Below are 23221 nucleotides of genomic sequence, written 5' to 3' on the forward strand. Positions count from 1 at the left end.
AGCTACGCCGCCGTGAGTTCGCACCAGACGTACTTGCCCCGGTGGCCGAAGCGGGACGACGGTTGCCAGCCCCACACGTCCGCGCAGGCCGTGACCAGGCCCAGGCCCCGGCCCTCCTCCCGCAGGGCCTGGTCCCACGGGCGTGGCGGGTCGGGCGGCGCGGGGTCGGTGTCCCACGCCCCGATCCACACCGTCCCCTCCCGCGTACGGCGCACCCTGAGCGCGGCCGGCCCCTTCGTGTGCCGTACGGCGTTGGAGACCAGCTCCGCCGCGAGCAGCTCCGCGGTGTCGACCAGGCCGATGAGTCCGTGCAGCGTCAGGATCAGCCGCAGAGTGCGGCGACAGACGGTCACGGCTCTGTGGTCGTTGGGCACGTAGAGCGTGTAGTCCCAGGTCGTCTCGTTTTCGGGCATGGGTCGTCAACTCCGGTCAGTCGAAGGGAATTTCACGCACGGTGGCATCGCCGCGCACGTCATGGCAGGACGGCACGGTGCACTTCCGCTGCGTGTGCGGTGCGTCACCGACGGTAGGGCTTACGCGTAATGCGCGGCAAGCCGATCCCGTAATCTGACCCCGAAAGAGCCTCATCGGCAGGGGTGTTCAACCGAGGAGTGGCGATGGTCCTGCGGCGCGAACCGACCGCGCGTCAGATGCGCCTGGGGCTTGAGTTGCGCAGACTCCGCGAGGCGGCTGGCCTTTCTGCGGTTCAGGCAGCAGGGCTGCTGGGCGTGAACCGCGTGCACATCAGTCAGATTGAGTCCGGGGTCACCGGGATGAGCGAGGAGCGGCTCCGGCGCCTCGCGTCTCACTACGCCTGTACCGACGAGGAGTTCATCGACGCTCTGGTGGCCATGGCGACCGATCGCACACGCGGTTGGTGGGAGGAGTACCGGGGTCTGCTGCCCACGTCTTTTCTGGACCTCTCCGAGCTGGAGTATCACGCCCGGTTCCTGCGCCACGTGGCCATCCTGTACGTGCCGGGCTTGTTGCAGACCGAGCAGTATTCGCGTGCCGTCTTCTCGTCCCGGTTGCCGGAACTGACCAGCGAAGAGATCGAGTTGCGCATCCAGCACCGGAGGGCGCGTCAGGCCATCGTGGTCCCGTACGAAGCCGTGATTCATGAGGCGGCGCTGCGGATCAGGGTCAGCGATCGTGCCACCGCGCGGACTCAGCTCGACCGGCTCCTCGAACTCTCGGAGGCAGACCACATCACCGTGCGCGTCATTCCGTTCGACCTGGACGGCTTCGCCAGCGCGTCCAGCACCATGACGTACGTGGGCGGCCCCCTGCCCAAGCTGGACACAGTCGTCCGTGACGCGCTGCACGGTGCGGCTTTCATCGACTCCGAGGCTCAGCTCAACACGTACCGAACAGGTTTCCGTAAGGTGGAGGCGGCGTCACTCGACCCCGAACAGTCGCGTGCATTCATCCACAGGCTGGCGAAGGAGCTGTGAGCAACCCCATGGACAGATGGCGGAAGTCGTCCTACTCGGGACCGGGCGACGGCAACGAGTGCGTCGAGATCGCCACCACCCGCACCCACACCGCCGTCCGCGACACCAAGGACCGCGCTCGCGCCACCCTCACCTTCCCCGCCCCCGCCTTCGCCGCGTTCCTTCGCGCGCTCAAGGAGGCCCGGCCGAGCTGAGGCCGCCGCCGGGCCGCTCGCTGTCATACCCCACCGGTACCGTCGGATCATGGCTCAGCAGGAGGGGACGCGGCACGGCGGAGCGCAGGCGCGGCTCGCCACGCTCGAAGGCGTGCTGGAGCGGATCACGTACGCCAACGAGGAGAACGGCTACACCGTCGCCCGGGTGGACACCGGCAGAGGCGCCGGCGATCTGCTCACCGTCGTCGGCGCGCTGCTCGGCGCCCAGGTGGGGGAGTCGCTGCGGATGGAGGGCCGCTGGGGGTCCCATCCGCAGTACGGCAAGCAGTTCCACGTCGAGAACTACACGACCGTGCTGCCCGCCACCGTCCAGGGCATCCGGCGCTACCTGGGGTCCGGGCTGGTCAAGGGCATCGGGCCGGTCTTCGCCGACCGCATCACGCAGCACTTCGGGACGGACACGCTCCGGGTCATCGAGGAGGAGCCGAAGCGGCTGATCGAGGTGCCGGGCCTGGGGCCCAAGCGCACCCGGAAGATCGCCGACGCCTGGGAGGAACAGAAGGCGATCAAGGAGGTCATGCTCTTCCTCCAGACCGTCGAGGTGTCCACCTCCATCGCCGTGCGCATCTACAAGAAGTACGGCGACGCGTCGATCTCCGTCGTGAAGGAGCAGCCCTACCGGCTGGCCGCCGACGTGTGGGGCATCGGCTTCCTCACCGCCGACAAGATCGCCCGCTCGGTCGGCATCCCGCACGACAGCCCGGAGCGGGTCAAGGCCGGCCTGCAGTACGCCCTGTCGCAGTCCGCCGACCAGGGGCACTGCTACCTGCCGGAGGAGAAGCTCATCTCCGACGCCGTCAAGCTGCTCGGCGTCGACACCGGGCTCGTCATCGAGTGCCTGGCCGAGCTGGCGCGGGTGCCGGAGGACGGCGGCGACCCCGGGGTCGTACGGGAGAAGGTGCCCGCGCCGGACGGCGGGGAGCCCGTCACCGCCGTGTACCTGGTGCCCTTCCACCGCGCCGAACTCTCCCTCTCCTCGCAGCTGGTGCGGCTGCTGCGGGCGGACGAGGACCGGATGCCGGCGTTCGCGACCGTCGCCTGGGACAAGGCGCTGGCGTGGCTGAGGACCCGCACCGGCGCCGAGCTCGCGCCCGAGCAGGAGGCGGCCGTGAGGCTCGCGCTGACCGAGAAGGTCGCCGTGCTCACCGGCGGTCCCGGCTGCGGCAAGTCCTTCACCGTGCGGTCGATCGTGGAGCTGGCCCGGGCCAAGCAGGCCAAGGTGGTGCTGGCCGCGCCGACCGGGCGGGCCGCCAAGCGGCTGGCCGAGCTGACCGGCGCCGAGGCCTCCACCGTGCACCGGCTGCTGGAGCTCAAGCCGGGCGGGGACGCCGCCTACGACCGTGACCGCCCCCTGGACGCTGACCTCGTGGTCGTCGACGAGGCGTCGATGCTGGACCTGCTCCTCGCCAACAAGCTGGTCAAGGCCGTCCCGCCGGGGGCGCACCTGCTCTTCGTGGGGGACGTCGACCAGCTGCCCAGCGTGGGCGCGGGCGAGGTGCTGCGGGACCTGCTCGCCGACGGCGGCCCGGTCCCGGCCGTGCGGCTCACGCGCGTGTTCCGCCAGGCGCAGCAGTCCGGCGTCGTCACCAACGCGCACCGCATCAACGCGGGGCAGCATCCGCTCACCGACGGGCTGAAGGACTTCTTCCTCTTCGTCGAGGACGACACGGAGGAGGCGGGCCGGCTCACCGTGGACGTGGCGGCCCGTCGGATTCCGGCCAGATTCGGGCTCGACCCGCGGCGGGACGTGCAGGTGCTCGCTCCGATGCACCGCGGTCCCGCGGGCGCCGGCGCGCTGAACGGTCTGCTCCAGCAGGCCATCACCCCGGGGCGGCCCGACCTGCCGGAGAAGCGGTTCGGCGGGCGGGTGTTCCGTGTCGGCGACAAGGTCACCCAGATCCGCAACAATTATGAAAAAGGGAAGAACGGTGTCTTCAACGGCACCGTGGGCGTGGTCACCTCGCTCGACCCGGTCGACCAGCGCCTGACGGTGCTCACGGACGAGGACGAGGAGGTCCCGTACGAGTTCGACGAACTGGACGAACTGGCGCACGCCTACGCGGTCACCATCCACCGCTCGCAGGGCAGCGAATATCCGGCCGTGGTGATCCCGGTCACCACCGGCGCCTGGATGATGCTGCAGCGCAACCTGCTCTACACGGCGGTGACCCGGGCGAAGCGGCTCGTCGTCCTCGTCGGCTCGCGCAAGGCGATCGGCCAGGCGGTGCGCACGGTGTCCGCCGGACGGCGGTGCACGGCCCTGGACTTCCGCCTCCGGGGCGGCTCGCCGGACGTCAGGGGCCCCCTCGTAAAAAATGATCGATCAAATGAGTCGTGAAGGTCACAGAGCACTTCCAGAAGGGCAGGGAAGGGGGCAGGATGTGCAAGTTGGCGGCACTGAGTGCCGCCGATAAGCCCAATGGTCGACCCCGAGTGCACTCTCCTGAGCCAAATGGGGGATGGTAGAGACAGTCAGGGCAACCTCGAAGATGAGGCACAACGTCGGTGAGGGAAGACGTGAGCGACAACTCTGTAGTACTGCGGTACGACGGCAACGAGTACACCTACCCGGTGGTCGACAGCACCGTCGGCGACAAGGGCTTCGACATTGGGAAGCTGCGCGCCCAGACCGGTCTGGTGACCCTGGACAGCGGGTACGGCAACACCGCCGCCTATAAATCGGCCATCACCTACCTCGACGGTGAGGCCGGCATCCTCCGGTACCGCGGCTACCCCATCGAGCAGCTGGCCGAGCGCTCCACCTTCCTGGAGGTCGCCTACCTGCTGATCAACGGCGAGCTGCCGACGGTCGACCAGCTCACCGCGTTCAAGGACGAGATCACGCGGCACACGCTGCTGCACGAGGACGTCAAGAACTTCTACAAGGGCTTCCCGCGCGACGCCCACCCGATGGCCATGCTGTCCTCGGTCGTCTCCGCGCTGTCCACCTTCTACCAGGACAGCCACAACCCGTTCGACGAGAAGCAGCGCGACCTCTCCACCATCCGCCTGCTCGCCAAGCTGCCGACCATCGCGGCCTACGCGTACAAGAAGTCGATCGGCCACCCCTTCGTCTACCCGCGCAACGACCTCGGGTACGTCGAGAACTTCCTGCGCATGACCTTCTCGGTCCCCGCCCAGGAGTACGAGCTCGACCCGATCGTCGTCTCCGCGCTGGACAAGCTGCTCATCCTGCACGCGGACCACGAGCAGAACTGTTCGACCTCCACGGTCCGCCTGGTCGGCTCCTCGCAGGCCAACATGTTCGCGTCGATCTCGGCCGGCATCAACGCCCTGTGGGGCCCGCTGCACGGCGGCGCCAACCAGTCGGTGCTGGAGATGCTGGAGGGCATCCGCGACTCCGGCGGCGACGTCGACACCTTCATCCGCAAGGTGAAGAACAAGGAGGACGGCGTCCGCCTGATGGGCTTCGGCCACCGGGTCTACAAGAACTTCGACCCGCGCGCGAAGATCATCAAGGCCGCCGCGCACGACGTGCTGTCCGCGCTCGGCAAGTCCGACGAGCTGCTGGACATCGCGCTCAAGCTCGAGGAGCACGCGCTCTCCGACGACTACTTCACCGAGCGCAAGCTGTACCCGAACGTGGACTTCTACACCGGCCTGATCTACCGGGCCATGGGCTTCCCGACCGAGATGTTCACGGTCCTGTTCGCCCTCGGCCGCCTGCCGGGCTGGATCGCCCAGTGGCACGAGATGATCAAGGAGCCGGGCTCCCGCATCGGCCGCCCCCGCCAGATCTACACGGGCGTCGTCGAGCGCGACTTCGTTCCCGTCGAGGAGCGCTGAGTCGCAGTCTGCGGTTCGTTGTGCCCCGTATCCGGCGACGCCGGGTGCGGGGCACACCCGTGTCGGGGCCGGGCCGGGGGCGAGGTGAGCGGCCGTCCCTGGGCGCCGGCGAGGCTCGTGCGCGGGGTCGGGGCAAGCAGAAGGCGCCCTGGTGCGTCGGTCCCCCCACGGGCCGACGACCAGGGCGCCTTCCCGTGTCCCGGTGCGGATTCCCCCCACGGGATCCGGGCCGGGCGCTTATGAGGACAGCGCCTGAATCGCTGTGTCGAGCACGACGAGCGAGCTCGCCGTGCTCCAGTGATGTGTGCCGGGACGGCACACGCTGGGAGGGCCGCTCAAAGCTTCCCGGTGTACGCGTCCCGGCAACGCAGCTCTGGAGAAGTCCCCCAAGACGACTCCAGATGTCAGTCGGCGCCCCCCAAGACGCTTTCTGACATCGCCAACTTAGACCTTCGAACCCCTTCGATGGTTACGTTCACATCACTGTGATCTGCGTCTCTTGCATCTGTCCGTTAGATGCGCAAGAGCCCCGATACGACGACCGGCGCCCCCGCGTAAGGATGATGCGCGAGGCTTGTGAAGAGCTTATGTGAGTGCCGCGCCGGACTCCAGAGGGGCCGCCCCCTTCCCCTGTGACGAACGCGTCACAGACCGTTCATCACGCACGTCACCGCACCCCCGGTCGGCACGTCACCGGAACGCCCGCAGCCGCAGGCTGTTCGTGACCACGAAGACCGACGAGAACGCCATCGCCGCACCCGCGATCATCGGGTTCAGCAGCCCCGCCGCGGCCAGCGGCAGCGCGGCCACGTTGTATCCGAACGCCCAGACCAGGTTCCCCTTGATCGTGGCCAGCGTCCGCCGCGACAGCCGGATCGCGTCCGCCGCCACCCGCAGATCCCCGCGCACCAGCGTCAGATCGCTCGCCTCGATCGCCGCGTCCGTCCCCGTGCCCATCGCGAGCCCCAGATCGGCCGTGGCGAGCGCCGCCGCGTCGTTGACGCCGTCGCCCACCATGGCGACCGTCCGCCCCTCGCCCTGCAGCCGCCGGACGACGTCCACCTTCTCCTCGGGCAGCACCTCGGCGATCACCTGGTCGATCCCGACCTGGTGCGCCACCGCCTCGGCGACCGTCCGGTTGTCCCCGGTCAGCAGCACCGGCGTGAGCCCGAGCCCGCGCAGCCGCGCGACGGCCTCGGCGCTGGTCTCCTTCACCGCGTCCGCCACGGCGAGCACCCCGCGCGCCGCACCGTCCCAGCCGACGACGACGGCCGTACGCCCGCCCCGCTCGGCCTCCTCCCGCACCCGTGCCAACTCCAGCGGCAGCGCGTCGAACAGCCGCCCCACGGCCACCTCACGCCCGTCCACCCGCCCGCGCACGCCCCGCCCGGGCACGTTGGTGAAGTCCTCGACGCCCGGCAGCGCACCGGCGCGTTCCTCGGCGCCGGCCGCGATCGCGCGGGCGAGAGGGTGCTCGGAGGCGTGCTCCAGGGCGCCCGCGAGCCGCAGCACCTCCTTCTCGTCGGCGCCGTCGGCGACGTACACCTCCTGGAGGGTCATCCGTCCCGTCGTGACCGTGCCGGTCTTGTCCAGGACGACGGTGTCCACGCGGCGGGTGGACTCCAGCACCTCCGGGCCCTTGATCAGGATGCCGAGCTGGGCGCCCCGCCCGGTGCCCACCATCAGCGCGGTCGGCGTGGCCAGCCCCAGCGCGCACGGGCAGGCGATGATCAGCACGGCGACGGCGGCGGTGAACGCGGCGGTCGCGTCCCCGGTCGCGCCGAGCCAGCCGCCGCAGGTGGCCGCCGCGATGAGCAGGACGACCGGCACGAAGACCCCGGCGACCCGGTCGGCGAGCCGCTGCACCTCCGCCTTGCCGCTCTGCGCGTCCTCGACCAGCCTGGCCATGCGGGCGAGCTGGGTGTCCGCGCCCACCCGGGTGGCCCGGACGACCAGCCGGCCCCCGGCGTTGACGGTCGCCCCGGTCACCGCGTCCCCGACGCCCACGTCCGCCGGCACCGACTCGCCGGTCAGCAGCGAGGCGTCGACGGCGCCGGAGCCCTCGACGACCGTCCCGTCGGTGGCGATCTTCTCGCCGGGCCGGACCACGAACCGGTCGCCGACGGCCAGCTGCGCCACCGGCACGCGCACCTCGCGGCCCCCGCGCAGCACGGCCACGTCCTTGGCGCCCAGCTCCATCAGCGCCCGCAGCGCGGCCCCGGCGCGGCGCTTGGAGCGGGCCTCCAGATAGCGGCCCAGCAGCAGGAACGCGGTGACGCCCGCCGCGACCTCCAGGTAGAGCGTGGAGGAGGCGTCCCCGCGGGTGGGGGTGAGGTCGAAGCCGTGCCGCATGCCGGGCATGCCCGCGTCGCCGAGGAACAGCGCCCACAGCGACCAGCCGTAGGCGGCCGCCGTGCCCACCGACACCAGGGTGTCCATGGTGGCCGCGCCGTGCCGCAGATTGGTCCAGGCGGCCCGGTGGAAGGGCCATCCGCCCCAGACGACGACCGGCGAGGCGAGCGTCAGGGACAGCCACTGCCAGTTGTCGAACTGCAGGCTCGGCACCATCGCCAGCAGCACGACCGGCGCGGCGAGGACGGCGGAGACGAGCAGCCGCTGCCGCAGGGAGGTCAGCTCCGGGTCCTGCTCCGTCCCCGGCTCCGCCGTCTCCTCGGTGCGCGGCGGCGCGGGTTCCTCGGCGGTGTAGCCGGTCCTCTCCACCGTGGCGATCAGGTCGGCGACCTCGGTCCCGGCGGGGTAGACGACCTTGGCCTTCTCCGTCGCGAAGTTCACGGTGGCGGTGACGCCGTCCATCCGGTTGAGCTTCTTCTCGACGCGCGCGGCGCAGGCGGCGCACGTCATCCCGCCGATGAGCAGCTCGACCTCGGAGGTCTCGGAACTCTCGGCGGTCGCGGGGCCGGCGGTGGCCGGGGCGGTGCTGGACATGTCCGTACTACTCCTGGGGAACGGACCGGGCCGTACGGAACCAGTATCGGCTGGTTCGGTACGGCCCGGTCGCGACGGTGCGGTGGGGGCTGCGCTCAGGCCTGGCCGACCAGCTCGTAGCCGGCCTCGTCCACGGCGGCGCGCACGGCCTCCTCGTCCAGCGGGGCCGCGGAGACGACGGTGACCTCGCCGGTCGCGGCGACGGCCTGCACCGAGGTGACACCGGGGAGCTCGGAGAGCTCGGCGGAGACGGAGCCCTCGCAGTGTCCGCAGCTCATGCCGCTCACCTTGTAGACGGTGGTGACGGAACCGGGGGTGTCGGTGTGGGCGGTCATGTCGTTACTCCTCGTCGAGGCGTGTGCGGTCGGTGGGGCCCACGGGGGCGCCCACGTCTCCGAGTTTATACCCCTAGGGGGTATGACGCCATCATCGGGGGCTCGGGCGGCGCGTCATCCGCCCCGGGTACCCCGCACGGCCCGCCCCGCGCCGGGGGATAGCGTGCGTCCCGGACGGTCGCAACAGGTGCGGAGGGGCGTATGCGCGCGGTGGTGTTCGAGCGGTTCGGCGAGCCGGCCGAGGCACGGCAGGTGCCGGACCCCGCGCCCGCCGAGCACGGCGTGGTGGTGCGGGTGGCGGCCACCGGCCTGTGCCGCAGCGACTGGCACGGCTGGCAGGGCCACGACCCCGACATCACCCTGCCGCACGTCCCCGGGCACGAGCTCGCCGGCGTGGTCGAGGCGGTCGGCGCCGAGGTGACCGGCTGGCGCCCCGGCGACCGGGTCACCGTGCCCTTCGTCTGCGCCTGCGGCCGCTGCCCCGCCTGCGCGGCCGGCGACCAGCAGGTGTGCGAACGCCAAACGCAGCCCGGCTTCACCCACTGGGGGTCGTTCGCCGAGTACGTCGCCCTCGACCACGCCGACGTCAACCTGGTCGCCGTACCGGAGGAGATGTCCTTCGCCACCGCCGCCTCGCTCGGCTGCCGGTTCGCCACCGCCTTCCGCGCGGTGGTGCAGCAGGGCCGGCTCGCGGCCGGGGAGTGGGTCGCGGTGCACGGCTGCGGCGGCGTCGGCCTGTCCGCGGTGATGATCGCCGCGGCCGCCGGCGCGCGCGTGGTGGCGGTCGACGTCTCGTCCCGCGCCCTGGAACTGGCGCGGTCCTTCGGCGCGGCGGAGTGCGTGGACGCCACGAGCGTGCCCGACACGGCGGCCGCCGTGCGGGAGCTGACCGGCGGCGGCGCACACCTGTCGCTGGACGCCCTCGGCTCGCCGGTGACCTGCGCGGCCTCGGTCCACTCCCTGCGCCGCCGCGGCCGGCACGTCCAGGTCGGCCTGCTGCCCTCGGCCGACGGCACCACCCCCGTGCCCCTGGCCCGCGCGATCGCCCTGGAACTGGAACTGCTCGGCAGCCACGGCATGGCCGCGCACACCTACCCGGCCATGCTCGAACTGGTCCGCGCCGGCACCCTGCGCCCCGACCTGCTGGTCACCTCCACCATCCCGCTGGCGGACGCCCCGGCGGCGCTCGCCGCGATGGGCACGGCGGCCGGCGCGGGCGTCACCGTGATCACCCCCTGAGGCCGGACACGACTGTGCCCCGCCACGCGGGCGGGGCACAGCGGATGCGGGGACCGGAGGGCGGCGGGGGCCGCCCGGGCCGTCAGTCCGTCCGGCGGCCCCGGTTGCCCGGCCGTGCGGCCACCCAGGCCCGGACGGTCTCGGCGTACCAGTAGGGCTTGCCGCTCTCCACGTGGTCGGGCGGCGGCAGCAGCCCGTGCTTGCGGTAGGACCGCACCGTGTCCGGCTGCACTTTGATGTGCGCCGCGATCTCCTTGTACGACCAGAGCCTTCGGTCGGTCATGTGTTGCACCTCCCTGCGCGCGCCGCGGCGGCGGCCGTCGGGCGGCCGTCGGGGGAGCCGGGCGCTGCGCTGGCGATCACCAAGCGTCCGCGTGGTGAACGACGCCGGCGGCGCACGGGCAGGGCCTGTCGACCGGGTGTGACGCAAGACCCGCGTACACGCGACATGTGTGACACGACCGGGGCGTTTGTGACACGCGTGCAGCAAAGGCGTACGCGGGGCGCGACGGCGCGGCGTACCGGGGCCCGCGGCCGGGGGTGCGGCCCGGCGGCTGGGCCGTACGGCGCCGTACCGCTCGCACGGTCGGCGAAATCTCGTCCGAATGTCCGGACAAAACATTGACAGGGCTTCGCGTCCGGGACTACAAAGCCGGGGAGAGCCGGGACGGCGCCGGACACGGGGGCGCGCCGGGGACACGGAGGGAAGCCGATGGCGTACGACCTGATCACCATGGGGCGGATCGGCGTGGACCTGTACCCGCTGCAGACCGGGGTCCCGCTGGCGGAGGTCACCACCTTCGGGAAGTTCCTCGGCGGCTCCGCCACCAACGTCGCGGTCGCCGCCGCCCGCCTCGGCCGCCGCACCGCCGTGATCACCCGCACCGGCGACGACCCCTTCGGCACCTATCTCCACCAGGCGCTGCGCGGCTTCGGCGTCGACGACCGCTGGGTCACCCCCGTGCCCGGACTGCCCACGCCGGTCACCTTCTGCGAGGTCTTCCCGCCGGACGACTTCCCGCTCTACTTCTACCGCCGCCCCAAGGCCCCCGACCTGGAGATCGCCCCCCACGAGCTGGACCTCGACGCGATCCGCTCGGCCGGCGTCTTCTGGGTCACCGGCACCGGCCTGAGCGAGGAGCCCAGCCGCACCGCGACCCTGACCGCGCTCGCCCACCGCGCCGCCTGCGGGCCCACCGTCTTCGACCTGGACTGGCGCCCGATGTTCTGGGCCGACCCCGGCGCCGCCCGCCCCTACTACGCCGAAGCCTTGCGCCACACCACCGTCGCCGTCGGCAACCTCGACGAGGTGGAGGTCGCCACCGGCCACCGCGACCCGCACGCGGCGGCCCGGGCGCTGCTGGCGGCCGGGGTGGAGCTCGCCGTCGTCAAGCAGGGACCCAAGGGCGTCCTCGCCGTCCACCGCGACGGCGACACCGCCGAGGTCCCGCCGCTGCCGGTGAACGTCCTCAACGGCCTCGGCGCCGGCGACGCCTTCGGCGGCTCCCTGTGCCACGGGCTGCTCGCCGGCTGGGACCTGGAGACCACCATGCGCCACGCCAACGCGGCCGGCGCCATCGTCGCCTCCCGTCTGGAGTGCTCCTCCGCGATGCCGACCCCCGCCGAAGTCGAGGCCGCGCTCGCCGCGGGAGCCGTCCGGTGAGGGCGGGCAGGGTCGGGGGCGCGGCCCACGAGGTGCCCTACGAGGACGCGGGCGGGGCGGGAGCCCCGGCCGTCCGCGGCGTCGAGATCGACGTGGCCGAACTGGTCCGCGTCCGCAGCCACCACCCGGAGGCGATCGCCGAGGCCGCCGCCCGCCGGGCGCGCCGGCCGCTGCTCGCCGAGACGGGCCGGCTGATGATCGTCGCCGCCGACCATCCGGCCCGCGGCGCGCTCGGCGTGGGCGGCCGCCGCATGGCCATGGCCGACCGGGCCGACCTGCTGCGCCGGCTGTGCGTCGCGCTCGCCCGCCCCGGCGTCGACGGCGTGCTGGCCACCGCGGACATCCTGGAGGACCTGCTGCTGCTCGGCGCGCTGGACGGCAAGGTCGTCATGGGCTCGATGAACCGCGGGGGCCTGGCCGGCGCCCGCTTCGAGCTCGACGACCGTTTCACCGGCCACCGGCCCGAGGACATCGAACGGCTCGGCTTCGACGCGGGCAAGCTGCTGCTGCGCATCGACTACGACGACCCCGGCTCCCTCGCCACGCTGGAGGCCGCCGCCCGTGCCGTCGACGCGATGGCCGCGCGCCGGCTCCCGGTCTTCGTGGAGCCGTTCATCAGCCGCCGCACCGCCGACGGCCGGCTGCGCAACGACCTGTCCGCCGAGGCGGTGATCCGCTCCCTCGCCATCGCCTCGGGCCTCGGCGGCAGCTCGGCGTACACCTGGCTGAAGGTGCCGGTCACCGACGACCCCGACGACATGCCGGAGGTCATGGCCGCTTCCACGCTGCCCGCCGTACTGCTCGGCGGGGACGTCGGCGACGACGAGGACGACCGGGCCGCCGCGTTCGAGAAGTGGCGCGGCGCGCTGCGGCTGCCCACCGTGCGCGGCCTGATGGTCGGCCGCTCCCTGCTGTACCCGCCGGACGACGACGTGGCCGCCGCCGTGGACGCGGCGGTCGCCCTGCTGCCGGGTCCACCGCCATGACCGCCACCGCCGCCATGACCGCCACCGCCGCCATGACCGCCACCGCCGTGATCACCGCCGTGACCGCCACCCCGGCGACCGCCCTGACCGCCGCCCCGGCGGCCGTCCGGGCGGCGATCCCCTCCCTCGTGTCACCGGCTGCTTGTACCGTGCAGTCAGCGCCCGTCACCGCGGGTGAGGGAAGCCCACCGAACGCCTCCGGCGCGGGAGGCCGCTTCGCCCTGGCAGGAGCGAAGTGCGAGCGACGACTCCCCGCCCGCCACGGCCCCGCGCCGGAGGTCCCCGCCGACCGTCCCCCGTCCGCACCCGTGTCCGCACCCATGTGTCTACACCGGCACCTGAACGGCAGACACAGTGTCGGGCGCGCCGCCCGCCCGGGCCTGCTGGGATGGAGGAGTGACGCGACCGCGACCGCGAACCGGCCGTCGGCGGTCACGGCACACGAGCACTACCCACGGCACGTCTCGACCCGACGCCGCCATCTGCGAAGGAGTTACTGGGCATGACGAAGATCGTCAACCACTGGATCGGCGGAAAGACCGCCGAGGGCACGTCGGGCACCTACGGTCCGGTCACCGACCCGGCGACCGGCCAGGTCACCACGAAGGTCGCCTTCGCGTCGGTGGAGGAGGTGGACGCGGCCGTCGCCGCGGCCAAGGACGCCTTCCTCAGCTGGGGCCAGTCCTCGCTGGCCCAGCGCACGACCATCCTGTTCCGCTTCCGGGCGCTGCTGGACGAGCACCGCGACGAGATCGCCGAGCTGATCACCGCCGAGCACGGCAAGGTGCACTCCGACGCCCTCGGTGAGGTCGCGCGCGGCCTGGAGATCGTCGACCTGGCCTGCGGCATCAACGTCCAGCTCAAGGGCGAGCTGTCCACCCAGGTCGCCACCCGCGTCGACGTGGCCTCCCTCCGGCAGCCGCTGGGCGTGGTCGCGGGCATCACGCCGTTCAACTTCCCGGCGATGGTGCCGATGTGGATGTTCCCGATCGCCATCGCGTGCGGCAACACCTTCGTGCTCAAGCCGAGCGAGAAGGACCCCTCGGCGTCCGTCCGCATCGCCGAGCTGCTCGCGGAGGCCGGTCTGCCGGACGGCGTGTTCAACGTCGTGCACGGCGACAAGGTGGCCGTGGACCGGCTGCTGGAGCACCCGGACGTCAAGGCGGTGTCCTTCGTCGGCTCCACCCCGATCGCCCGCTACATCCACACCACGGCCTCCGCGCACGGCAAGCGGGTGCAGGCGCTCGGCGGCGCCAAGAACCACATGCTGGTCCTGCCGGACGCCGACCTGGACGCCGCCGCCGACGCGGCCGTCTCCGCCGCCTACGGCTCCGCCGGTGAGCGCTGCATGGCCATCTCCGCCGTCGTCGCGGTCGGCTCGATCGGCGACGAGCTGGTGGAGAAGATCCGCGAGCGCGCCGAGAAGATCAAGATCGGCCCGGGCAACGACCCGGCGTCCGAGATGGGTCCGCTGATCACCAAGGCGCACCGCGACAAGGTCGCCTCCTACGTCGAGGGCGCCGCCGCCGAGGGCTGCGAGGTCGTCCTGGACGGCACCGGCTACACCGTGGACGGCTTCGAGGACGGCCACTGGATCGGTTTGTCCCTGCTGGACAAGGTGCCCACCAGCGCCAGGGCCTACCAGGACGAGATCTTCGGTCCCGTCCTGTGCGTGCTGCGCGCGGAGACCTACGAGGAGGGCGTGGCGCTCATCAACGCCTCGCCGTTCGGCAACGGCACCGCGATCTTCACCCGGGACGGCGGCGCGGCCCGCCGCTTCCAGCTGGAGATCGAGGCCGGCATGGTCGGCGTGAACGTCCCGATCCCGGTGCCGGTGGGCTACCACTCCTTCGGCGGCTGGAAGGACTCGCTGTTCGGCGCCCACCACATCTACGGCAACGACGGCACGCACTTCTACACCCGCGGCAAGGTCGTCACCACCCGCTGGCCCGACCCCTCCGAGGCCCCGGCCGGCGTGGACCTGGGCTTCCCGCGCAACCACTGAGCACGCGGCGGGGGCCCCGCGGCCCCCGCGCGCTCTCCCCGCAGCACCTCGTCAGGCCGTCCGGATACCGGACGGCCTGACATTTTTTTGACACGTTCGCTGCGGTTCCCGTTTACCCCGGACGAATCGGGTGACGAAGGGGTTTCGGCTGGATGACCTTGGAAAGCAAGGTCAGCATGTGAAGCGTCTTGACGGGACCGCCAATAGGACGTCACAGCCTGGGAAACCGATGTCGAGCCACCCCTTCCGCAAGTGCGGAATCCGAAGGTAATCGGCCATTGACGCAGCGGTTTTCGTCGGGGTTCCATTCAGCGCCGGGAGTGGATGAACGAGCACGTACGACGATCCGCCGGAGGCGATAGCGCTCCCGCCCCCCATTGATGCCGCACGAGTCGATCGGAACCGCCGCATGACCGACACGCTCCGCCCCGTCGAGACCGCCGTCCTTCAGTCACCGGACGCGCCCCAGAAGCTCAAGCGCTCGATCGGAGTGGTCGGCGGCACCCTGCTGACCCTGTCCTGCGTCACGCCCGCCTCCACGCTGTTCGTGATCGTGCCGGACCTGTTCTCCAGCCTCGGCACCGCGACGGCCCTGTGTCTCGCCATCGGCGCGCTGCTGTGCATCCCCGTCGCCTTCTGTTACTCCGAGCTGGGCACCCTCATCCCCAGCGCGGGCGGCGAGTACGCGATCGTCTCCTCCCTCGCCGGACGGCTCGCCGGCTGGCTCGCCTTCGTGATGTCCCTGCTGGTGGTGATGATCGTCCCGCCGGTCATCGCGATGGGCACCGCCGACTACCTCGCCCCGATCGTCCACCTCGACCCGTCCATGACGGGCGCCGCGGTGATGATCGCGGCCACCCTCGCCGGCCTGCTGGACCTGCGCGCCAACGCCTGGATCACCGGCATCTTCCTGGTGCTGGAGGTCGTCGCGGCCGGCCTCGTGGCGGTGCTCGGCTTCGGCCACGCCCACCGCGGCGCGGGCAGCCTCGTCAGCAGCCTGCAGGTGGCCGGCGAGCACGCCCACGTCGACGCGGTCACCGGCGTCATGGTCCTGTCCGGACTCGCCATCGCCCTCTTCGCCACCCAGGGCTTCTCCACCGCCATCTACCTCTCCGAGGAGCTGGAGAACCCGCGCCGCAGCGTCGCCCGCACCGTCCTGGCCACCCTGGCCATCTCCAGCCTCGTCATCCTGGTGCCGGTCGTGGCGATCACCCTGGGCGCCGACGACCTGACGGCCCTGACCGGCGGCGACCTGTCCAGCATGGTCATCGCCTGGAGCAACTCCGCCGTCGGCACCTTCGTCAGCCTCTGCGTGGCCCTCGCGATCATCAACGCGGGCATCGTCATGGTCATCCAGAACTCCCGCGTGCTGTTCGCCTCCGCCCGCGACAAGGCCTGGCCCACGCCGGTCAACAACGCCCTGTCCAAGCTCGGCCGCTTCGGCTCCCCCTGGGTCGCCACCCTCGTCGTCGGCGTCCCCGGCGCCTTCCTCTGCTTCGTCAACCTGGACACCCTCTACGGCGTCACCGGCGTCGCCGTCACCTGCCTGTACCTGCTGGTCGCCATCGCCGCCCTGCTCTCCCGCCGCGGCACTCACGGCACCCGCTCCGCCTGGCGGATGCCGCTGTGGCCGGCCATGCCGGTCCTGCTGATCGCCGTCCTGGCGTACATCCTCATCGAGCAGGACACCACGTACCTGCTGTGGACCGGCGGCATCACCGCCGTCGCCACCCTGTACTGGGCGCTCTACCTGCGCCCGCGCCGCGACACCCGCTGGCTGGTGTCGATCCCCGAGGACGCGCAGGACGCCGAGGAGGCGCTGGACGCGCAGGGCGCCCAGGCCTGAGGCCGCAAGCCCCCCCGCCTACCACGGCCGCGGTACGCCGCGGCCGTGCCGTACTCCCGGAGGAGGGGCCGGGCCTCACCCCCTGGGCTGCCGCCGTCGCCGGTGGCGGCCCGTACCGTTGACGCATGGATCTCCGCCGGCCGCGGTGGCGCGGACTGTTGCGTGGGCCCCGGCGGCTGCTGGCCGCCGGGGCCGCCGTCGTGGTGCTCGCCGGGGCCGGCACCTGGACGGCCGTCGCCTCCGACGACCCGCCCCCGGTGCACCGCACCGACCAGGTGCTCGCCGTCGACGGCGTCCGCCTGGACACCTCCTACTTCACCTCCGCCGGCACCGGCCGCCGCCCCGCCGTCCTGCTCGGACACGGCTTCGGCGGCAGCAAGGACGACGTCAGGCAGCAGGCCGAGCACCTCGCCCGGGACGGGTACGCGGTGCTGACCTGGTCCGCGCGCGGCTTCGGCAGATCCACCGGCCGGATCGGCCTGAACGACCCGAAGGGCGAGGTCGCCGACGTCCGGGCACTGACCGACTGGCTGGCCCGGCAGCCGCAGGTGCGGCTCGACAAGCCCGGCGACCCGCGCGTGGGGATCGCCGGCGCCTCCTACGGCGGCGCGATCGCCCTGCTCGCCGCCGGGTACGACCAGCGGATCGACGCCATCGCCCCCGCGATCACCTACTGGAACCTCGCCGACGCCCTCTTCCCGGGCGGCGTGTTCAAGAAGCTGTGGACCGGCGTGTTCTTCTCCACCGGCGGCGGCTGCGCCCGGTTCGAGCCCGCGCTGTGCCGGATGTACCAGCGGGTCGCCGAATCGGGCCGGCCGGACGCGCAGGCGCGGCAACTGCTGACCGAGCGCTCGCCGTCCGCCGTCGCCGGCCGCATCAAGGTGCCCACGCTGCTGGTGCAGGGCCAGAGCGACTCGCTCTTCCCGCTCGGCCAGGCCGACGCCGCCGCCCGCGCCATCCGGGCCAACGGCGCCCCCGTCGACGTCGACTGGATCGCGGGCGGCCACGACGGCGGCAACCTGGAGACCGCCCGCGTCGAGAGCCGCGTCACCGCCTGGTTCGACCGCTACCTCAAGGGCGACAAGGGCACCGACACCGGACCCGCCTTCCGCGTCACCCGCACCGGAGGCGTCGACTCCACCGACGGCACCGCCCAGCTGCGCGGCGCGAGCGCCACCGCCTACCCGGGCCTGCGCGCCGGCACGCGCGAGGTGCCGCTGACCGGAGGCACCCAGCGCGTCGACAACCCGGCCGGCGCCTCCCCGCCCGCCGTCTCCGCCCTGCCCGGCCTCGGCGGCGGCACCGGGCTCGCCCAGCTGTCCTCCCTCGGCCTCGGTGTCTCCCTGGACTTCCCCGGCCAGTACGCCGCCTACGAGTCGGCCCCGCTGCCCCGCGACCTCACCGTCACCGGCACCCCGACCGTCGCGATCCACGTCAGCTCGACGAGCGACGACGCCGTGCTGTTCGGCAAGGTCTACGACGTCGGGCCCGGCACCGCCCGCCCGGTGCTGCCCGCCCAGCTGGTCGCCCCCGTGCGGATCGAGGGCGCCCGCGCCGGCAAGGACGTCACCCTCACCCTCCCCGCCGTCGACCACGAGGTGCGGCGCGGACACCGGCTGCGCCTCGTCCTCGCCTCCACCGACCTCGGCTACGCCTCCCCGGCCGCCCCCGCGACGTACACCGTCTCCCTGCGCGGCGACCTCGGCGTGCCCACGGCGCCCGGCGTGACGACCGCCGCCGCCCCCCTGCCGTCCTGGGTGTGGTGGCTGCCCCTCACGGGCGCCGTCGTCGCCCTGGCCCTGCTGCTCACCGCCCGCCGCCGCACCGCCGCCCCCGCGCCCGACCCGGCGCTCGCCGACGTGCCGCTGCAGATCACCGGCCTGAGCAAGAAGTACGCGGGCGGCGACCGCTACAGCGTGCGCGAGCTGTCCTTCCGCGTGGAACGCGGCCAGGTCCTCGGCCTGCTCGGACCCAACGGCGCCGGCAAGACCACCACCCTGCGCATGCTGATGGGCCTGATCCGGCCCGACGGCGGCGAGATCCGCGTCTTCGGGCACGCGATCCGGCCCGGCGCGCCCGTGCTCTCCCGGGTCGGCGCCTTCGTCGAGGGCGCCGGCTTCCTGCCCCACCTGTCCGGGCGGGAGAACCTGGAACTGTACTGGCGGGCCACCGGCCGCCCGCCCGAGGACGCCCACCTCGACGAGGCCCTGGCCATCGCCGGACTCGGCGACGCGCTGGCCCGCGCGGTGCGCACCTACTCGCAGGGCATGCGCCAGCGCCTGGCCATCGCCCAGGCCATGCTCGGCCTGCCCGACCTGCTCATCCTCGACGAGCCGACCAACGGCCTCGACCCGCCCCAGATCCGCGAGATGCGCGAGGTGATGATCCGCTACGCCGCCGCCGGCCGCACGGTGATCGTCTCCAGCCACCTGCTGGCGGAGGTCGAGCAGACCTGCACCCACCTCGTCGTCATGGACCGCGGCCTGCTCGTGCAGGCCGGCGCGACCGCCGAGATCGTCGGCTCCGGCGACACCCTGCTCGTCGGCACCGCCGCACCCGTGCGGGACGTGGTGGTGGAGAAGGTGGCCGCACTGCCCGGCGTCGCCTCCGCCCTGCGCGCCGACGACGGACTCCTCGTCCGCCTCGGCCCGGACGGCACCCCGCAGGCCCTGGTCGCCGAACTGGTCCGGCTCGACGTGCCGGTGACCTCCGTCGGTGCCCACCGCCGCCTGGAAGACGCCTTCCTCACGCTGATCGGAGGCTCCGCATGAGCACGCTGACCGAGGGCCCGGGAAGCGCCGCGGGCGGCCCGGGCGCCGCGAGCCGCGCCACCGCCTCCGGCTACCGCCCCGGCCGCACCCTGCCGCTGCGCGTCGAACTGGTCCGCCAGCTCAAGCGGCGCCGCACCCTCGTCATGGGTGCGATCCTCGCCCTGCTGCCGTTCGTGCTGGTCGTCGCTTTCGCCGTCGGCGGCGACCCGGGCGCGCGAAACGGCCAGATCACCCTGATGGACACCGCCACCGCCTCCGGCGCCAACTTCGCCGCCGTCAACCTCTTCGTCTCCGCGGGCTTCCTCCTGGTCGTCCCGGTCGCCCTGTTCTGCGGGGACACGGTGGCCTCCGAGGCGAGCTGGTCCTCGCTGCGCTACCTGCTGGCCGCGCCGGTGCCGCGGGCCCGTCTGCTGACGTCCAAGCTGCTGGTCGGGCTCGGCCTCAGCCTCGCCGCCATGGTGCTGCTGCCGCTGGTCGCGCTCGCCGTCGGCACCGCCGCCTACGGCTGGGGGCCCCTGCAGATCCCCACCGGCGGCGCGCTCGACGCGGGCACGGCGGCCCAGCGGCTCGCGGTCGTCGTGGCGTACGTCTTCGTCTCCCAACTGGTCACCGCCGGCCTCGCGTTCTGGCTGTCGACCAAGACCGACGCCCCGCTCGGCGCGGTCGGCGGCGCGGTCGGGCTGACCATCGTCGGCAACGTCCTGGACGCCGTCACCGCCCTCGGCCACTGGCGGGACTTCCTGCCCGCGCACTGGCAGTTCGCCTGGGCGGACGCGGTCCAGCCCCGCCCCGAGTGGTCCGGCATGATCCAGGGCAGCGCCCTGTCCGTCACCTACGCCCTGGTGCTGTTCGCCCTCGCCTACCGCGGCTTCGCCCGCAAGGACGTGGTCAGCTAGGCCACCGGGGACCGGCCGGATCACCGGAGGATCACCCACCGGTCACGGCGGGCCCCCAGGATCACCGGAGGATCACCCACCGGTCACGGCGGGCGGCCGCCGTGGCCGCATCGCAATCCATCCGCAACGCCCCGTCCCGCACGTTCCGGCCCCCCGCGGCGTCACAGTCACACGAGTCGGCGACGCCAACACGGACTGGGGGCTCGGGAGATGGAGAGGTACGGCACACGACGGGTGACGGGCGCACTGCTCGCCCTCACCGCGGCCGGCGGGCTGCTGCTCACCGGCTGCAGCGCGGACACCGGCAGCCGGAGCAGCGCCGACGGGGCGCACCACGGCGGCTTCCCGGCCCCGGCGCAACCGCAGGACGAGCGGAGCGAGCGGCCCGGTGAGCCCTCGGACCACCTGTCGACGTTCGCGCTGGACGTCGACACCGCCTCCTACGGCTACGCCCGCCGGCAGCTGGCCGAGGGCCGCCGCCCGGACCCGGCCGAGGTCCGCCCGGAGGAGTTCGTCAACAGCTTCCGGCAGGACTACCCGCGCCCCGACGGCGACGGCTTCACCGTGACCGTCGACGGGGCCCGCACCGGCGAGGGCGACTGGTCCCTGCTCCGGGTCGGCCTCGCCACCCGGCTCGCCGCCCCGGACACCGCACGCCCGCCCGCCGCCCTGACCTTCGTCGTCGACGTCTCCGGCTCCATGGCCGAACCGGGCCGCCTGGACCTCGCCCGCGCCGCCCTCGACACGATGACCGACCGGCTGCGCGACGACGACTCGGTCGCACTGGTCACCTTCAGCGACACCGCCGAACGCGTGCTGCCGATGACCCGGCTCGGCGGCCGGCGCGCGAGCGTCCACGACGCGATCGACCGTCTTGAGGCGCAGGAGTCCACCAACCTCGGAGCGGGCGTGGAGACCGGCTACGCCACCGCCGTCGACGGCCTGCGCGAGGGCGCCACCAACCGGGTCGTCCTCGTCTCCGACGCGCTCGCCAACACCGGCGACACCGACCCCGGCACCATCCTGGAGAAGATCGCCGGCGCCCGCCGCGAGCACGGCATCACGCTGTTCGGCGTCGGCGTCGGCAGCGACTACGGCGACGCCCTGATGGAACGCCTCGCCGACCGGGGCGACGGCCACACGGCGTACGTGTCGGACACCGAGGAGGCCCGACGGGTCTTCTGCGAGCAGCTCCCGCGCAACGTCGACCTCACCGCCCGTGACGCCAAGGCCCAGGTGGCCTTCGACCCGCGGACGGTCGCCGAGTTCCGCCTGGCCGGCTACGACGACCGGCGGGTCGCCGACGAGGACTTCCGCGACGACCGCGTCGACGGCGGCGAGGTCGGGCCCGGCCACACCGTGACCGCCCTGTACGCCGTGCGGCTCAGGCCGGGCGCCGCCGGCCACCTGGCCACCGCGACCGTCCGCTGGCTCGACCCGCGGACCCGCGCCCCGCACGAGGCGACGGGACAGCTGGAGACGGCCGCCCTGCGCCCCGGCGTCTGGCAGGCGGGCGACCGCTTCCAGGTCACCGCCGCGGCCGCCTACTTCGCCGACCTGCTGCGCTCCGGGGACGACCGTCACCGCCGCCTGCCCGGCGCCCCCACGCCCGAGGCGCTGGTACGGCACGCGGCCGCGCTGGCCCGGCGCACCGAGGACCCGGACGTGGCCGGCCTGGAGGAGGCCATCGAGCGGGCGACCGCCTGACGCGGACGCACGCACGGCGAGGACGGGCGATCGCTTGACGCGGACGCACACACGGCGGGGGACGCGCGCCGCCGCCCTTCGGAAACGCCGGACGGCGGGCCGCCGGAAACCCGGTGACCCGCCGTCTGGCGGAGGCGTGGTGGCGATCAGCCGTTCTCGGCGAGCACCGAGATGTCGTCCAGCACGTGCGACAGCGAGTCGTCGCCCTTGGCCTGCGTGGAGTTCTCCGCGCACTGCTGGTACTGCGGCGAGGACAGGATCGGGATGTCCTGCACGCCGACGTTGACCAGCGCGACGATGTTCTGGATGTCGGCCTTGGCCGGCAGGCCGATGCAGGGCTTGTTCAGCGAGCCCTGGACCAGCGAGAGCTGCGGGCTCTGCTCGCCGAACGTGGCCGAGTTGCCGAACTCCGACTTGGCGCCGTTGCCGCTGGCGGACCAGGTGCCGTCGCCGTCACCGTGGGCGAGGGCCTGGGGGGCGGTCGCCGCCGTCACACCGGCGAGCGTCGCGGCGAGAGCCGCGGTGGCCCACAGCTTCTTCATGTTCTTTCCCTTCGAAAAAGCGGACTCCAGGGGAGGAGCTGCATGATCGTCAACGTCTGACAGGGCGTCCGGGTTGCGGCTTGTGCCCCGATTGGAGTAGCGCACTCCGGGGCGCCGTACGCGCCCGGCCGGGGCATCGGCGAGCTCCCCCGGACGACGACGAAGCGAGCCGCCGGAAGGACCGGCGGCTCGCTGGCGGGCCGGCGAAGCCGGCCCGGGGGACCCGGAAGGCGGGCCCCGGTGGCCGAGGACGGGGCCGGTCAGCCGTTCTCGGCGAGGACCGCGAGGTCGTCCAGGACGTGCGACAGCGAGTCGTCGCCCTTGGCCTGCGTGGAGTTCTCGACGCACTGCTGGTACTGCGGCGAGGACAGGATCGGGATGTCCTGCACGCCGACGTTGACCAGGGCGAGGATGTTCTGGACGTCGGCCTTGGCCGGCAGGCCGATGCAGGGCTTGTTGAAGGAGCCCTGGATCAGTGCCATCTGCGGGCTCATGTTGCCGTAGGTGGCCGAGTTGCCGAACGACTGCTGAGCGCCGTTGCCGCTGGCGGACCAGGTGCCGTTGCCGTCGCCGTGGGCGAGGGCCTGCGGCGCCATGGCAGCGGATGCGCCGACGACGGAGGCGGCGACCGCGGCGGTAGCCAGTACCTTCTTGATCACTTGCTTGTCCCTTCTGAAGAAACCCCGTCCACCGGAGCGCCCTGGTCAACTCCGCCCGGCGGGCTTGGTTCCTGCCATTCACTCCGATGGCCCACACTGCGGCCCCGGCGCGGCGCACCGGCCCCTGACGGTTTTCCGTGAATTCCGCAA

General features: G+C 72.8%; 18 protein-coding genes. 12 read left to right on the forward strand and 6 right to left on the reverse strand.

Translation table 11 applies throughout. The features are described from left to right. Positions 1-2: 2 nt before the first annotated feature. On the reverse strand, positions 3-413 hold the full coding sequence (locus tag ACF1AL_RS01160) for an ATP-binding protein (RefSeq protein ID WP_391825268.1): 411 nt from the start codon (positions 411-413) through the stop codon (positions 3-5). A 204-nt stretch (positions 414-617) separates the two neighbouring features. On the opposite strand from ACF1AL_RS01160, the gene ACF1AL_RS01165 reads away from it, so the two are divergent. The 4 genes from ACF1AL_RS01165 (at position 618) to ACF1AL_RS01180 (ending at position 5476) form a co-directional block, all read left to right on the forward strand. Further along, the gene (locus tag ACF1AL_RS01165; protein ID WP_391825269.1) at positions 618-1454 is read left to right on the forward strand and encodes a helix-turn-helix domain-containing protein; all 837 of its coding nucleotides are present in this window, start codon (positions 618-620) and stop codon (positions 1452-1454) included. An 8-nt stretch (positions 1455-1462) separates the two neighbouring features. Beyond that, positions 1463-1648: a DUF397 domain-containing protein gene (locus tag ACF1AL_RS01170; protein ID WP_391825270.1), complete on the forward strand. Its 186-nt coding sequence runs from the start codon at positions 1463-1465 to the stop codon at positions 1646-1648. 49 nt (positions 1649-1697) lie between these two features. Next, entirely contained in the window at positions 1698-4007 is a 2310-nt protein-coding gene (locus tag ACF1AL_RS01175; protein ID WP_391825271.1) for an ATP-dependent RecD-like DNA helicase, read from the forward strand. 179 nt (positions 4008-4186) lie between these two features. Beyond that, a complete protein-coding gene (locus ACF1AL_RS01180) occupies positions 4187-5476 on the forward strand; it encodes a citrate synthase (RefSeq protein ID WP_391659847.1) in 1290 nt (429 codons plus the stop codon). A gap of 690 nt (positions 5477-6166) precedes the next feature. On the opposite strand, the gene ACF1AL_RS01185 is transcribed toward ACF1AL_RS01180, so the two are convergent. Together ACF1AL_RS01185 and ACF1AL_RS01190 are read right to left on the reverse strand one after the other, a co-directional pair. Further along, positions 6167-8422, reverse strand: a complete 2256-nt coding sequence (locus ACF1AL_RS01185) for a heavy metal translocating P-type ATPase (protein WP_391825272.1) — start codon at positions 8420-8422, stop codon at positions 6167-6169. Positions 8423-8517: 95 nt separating this feature from the next. After that, complete coding sequence (locus ACF1AL_RS01190; RefSeq protein ID WP_366834418.1) at positions 8518-8757, reverse strand: heavy-metal-associated domain-containing protein; 240 nt, start codon at positions 8755-8757, stop codon at positions 8518-8520. 201 nt (positions 8758-8958) lie between these two features. Between ACF1AL_RS01190 and ACF1AL_RS01195 the strand changes: the two genes are divergently transcribed. Beyond that, positions 8959-9996, forward strand: coding sequence for a zinc-dependent alcohol dehydrogenase family protein (locus ACF1AL_RS01195; RefSeq protein WP_391818947.1), 1038 nt, complete (start codon positions 8959-8961; stop codon positions 9994-9996). Positions 9997-10078: 82 nt separating this feature from the next. Here the strand turns inward: ACF1AL_RS01195 and ACF1AL_RS01200 are convergent, their stop codons facing one another. Beyond that, positions 10079-10279, reverse strand: coding sequence for a MerR family transcriptional regulator (locus ACF1AL_RS01200; protein WP_366834420.1), 201 nt, complete (start codon positions 10277-10279; stop codon positions 10079-10081). 429 nt (positions 10280-10708) lie between these two features. On the opposite strand from ACF1AL_RS01200, the gene iolC reads away from it, so the two are divergent. The 7 genes from iolC to ACF1AL_RS01235 all read left to right on the forward strand — a co-directional run bounded on the left by iolC (position 10709) and on the right by ACF1AL_RS01235 (position 21870). Beyond that, the gene (gene iolC / locus ACF1AL_RS01205) at positions 10709-11659 is read left to right on the forward strand and encodes a 5-dehydro-2-deoxygluconokinase (protein WP_366834421.1); all 951 of its coding nucleotides are present in this window, start codon (positions 10709-10711) and stop codon (positions 11657-11659) included. 32 nt (positions 11660-11691) lie between these two features. Next, complete coding sequence (locus tag ACF1AL_RS01210; RefSeq protein ID WP_391819336.1) at positions 11692-12645, forward strand: deoxyribose-phosphate aldolase; 954 nt, start codon at positions 11692-11694, stop codon at positions 12643-12645. A gap of 502 nt (positions 12646-13147) precedes the next feature. Beyond that, positions 13148-14650 (forward strand): CoA-acylating methylmalonate-semialdehyde dehydrogenase, encoded by a 1503-nt coding sequence (mmsA, locus tag ACF1AL_RS01215; protein ID WP_386416833.1) that lies wholly within the window; start codon positions 13148-13150, stop codon positions 14648-14650. A gap of 409 nt (positions 14651-15059) precedes the next feature. Beyond that, complete coding sequence (locus ACF1AL_RS01220; RefSeq protein ID WP_391779258.1) at positions 15060-16496, forward strand: APC family permease; 1437 nt, start codon at positions 15060-15062, stop codon at positions 16494-16496. A 125-nt stretch (positions 16497-16621) separates the two neighbouring features. Beyond that, positions 16622-19267 carry a CocE/NonD family hydrolase gene (locus tag ACF1AL_RS01225; RefSeq protein ID WP_391825273.1) on the forward strand — a complete coding sequence of 882 codons (2646 nt, stop codon included), beginning with the start codon at positions 16622-16624 and terminating at the stop codon, positions 19265-19267. After that, a complete protein-coding gene (locus ACF1AL_RS01230) occupies positions 19264-20163 on the forward strand; it encodes an ABC transporter permease (protein ID WP_391779256.1) in 900 nt (299 codons plus the stop codon). Before ACF1AL_RS01225 ends, ACF1AL_RS01230 begins: the two co-directional genes overlap by 4 nt. A 210-nt stretch (positions 20164-20373) precedes the next feature. Further along, the gene (locus ACF1AL_RS01235; RefSeq protein ID WP_391825274.1) at positions 20374-21870 is read left to right on the forward strand and encodes a von Willebrand factor type A domain-containing protein; all 1497 of its coding nucleotides are present in this window, start codon (positions 20374-20376) and stop codon (positions 21868-21870) included. A gap of 146 nt (positions 21871-22016) precedes the next feature. On the opposite strand, the gene ACF1AL_RS01240 is transcribed toward ACF1AL_RS01235, so the two are convergent. Next, entirely contained in the window at positions 22017-22412 is a 396-nt protein-coding gene (locus tag ACF1AL_RS01240; protein ID WP_366834427.1) for a rodlin, read from the reverse strand. Positions 22413-22672: 260 nt separating this feature from the next. Next, a complete protein-coding gene (locus tag ACF1AL_RS01245; protein ID WP_391659840.1) occupies positions 22673-23071 on the reverse strand; it encodes a rodlin in 399 nt (132 codons plus the stop codon). Positions 23072-23221: the final 150 nt, after the last annotated feature.

This window comes from Streptomyces sp. NPDC014801, from assembly GCF_043082085.1.
In the GTDB taxonomy this organism is placed as follows: domain Bacteria; phylum Actinomycetota; class Actinomycetes; order Streptomycetales; family Streptomycetaceae; genus Streptomyces.

Excerpts from the sequence above, each read along its gene's own strand:
- ACF1AL_RS01220 (WP_391779258.1), top strand. The coding sequence starts at position 15,060 with ATGACCGACACGCTCCGCCCCGTCGAGACCGCCGTCCTTCAGTCACCG.
- ACF1AL_RS01235 (WP_391825274.1), top strand. The coding sequence starts at position 20,374 with ATGGAGAGGTACGGCACACGACGGGTGACGGGCGCACTGCTCGCCCTC.
- ACF1AL_RS01160 (WP_391825268.1), bottom strand. The coding sequence starts at position 413 with ATGCCCGAAAACGAGACGACCTGGGACTACACGCTCTACGTGCCCAAC.
- ACF1AL_RS01230 (WP_391779256.1), top strand. The coding sequence starts at position 19,264 with ATGAGCACGCTGACCGAGGGCCCGGGAAGCGCCGCGGGCGGCCCGGGC.
- ACF1AL_RS01240 (WP_366834427.1), bottom strand. The coding sequence starts at position 22,412 with ATGAAGAAGCTGTGGGCCACCGCGGCTCTCGCCGCGACGCTCGCCGGT.
- ACF1AL_RS01200 (WP_366834420.1), bottom strand. The coding sequence starts at position 10,279 with ATGACCGACCGAAGGCTCTGGTCGTACAAGGAGATCGCGGCGCACATC.
- ACF1AL_RS01165 (WP_391825269.1), top strand. The coding sequence starts at position 618 with ATGGTCCTGCGGCGCGAACCGACCGCGCGTCAGATGCGCCTGGGGCTT.
- ACF1AL_RS01185 (WP_391825272.1), bottom strand. The coding sequence starts at position 8,422 with ATGTCCAGCACCGCCCCGGCCACCGCCGGCCCCGCGACCGCCGAGAGT.
- ACF1AL_RS01175 (WP_391825271.1), top strand. The coding sequence starts at position 1,698 with ATGGCTCAGCAGGAGGGGACGCGGCACGGCGGAGCGCAGGCGCGGCTC.
- ACF1AL_RS01225 (WP_391825273.1), top strand. The coding sequence starts at position 16,622 with ATGGATCTCCGCCGGCCGCGGTGGCGCGGACTGTTGCGTGGGCCCCGG.
- iolC (WP_366834421.1), top strand. The coding sequence starts at position 10,709 with ATGGCGTACGACCTGATCACCATGGGGCGGATCGGCGTGGACCTGTAC.
- ACF1AL_RS01195 (WP_391818947.1), top strand. The coding sequence starts at position 8,959 with ATGCGCGCGGTGGTGTTCGAGCGGTTCGGCGAGCCGGCCGAGGCACGG.
- ACF1AL_RS01170 (WP_391825270.1), top strand. The coding sequence starts at position 1,463 with ATGGACAGATGGCGGAAGTCGTCCTACTCGGGACCGGGCGACGGCAAC.
- mmsA (WP_386416833.1), top strand. The coding sequence starts at position 13,148 with ATGACGAAGATCGTCAACCACTGGATCGGCGGAAAGACCGCCGAGGGC.
- ACF1AL_RS01190 (WP_366834418.1), bottom strand. The coding sequence starts at position 8,757 with ATGACCGCCCACACCGACACCCCCGGTTCCGTCACCACCGTCTACAAG.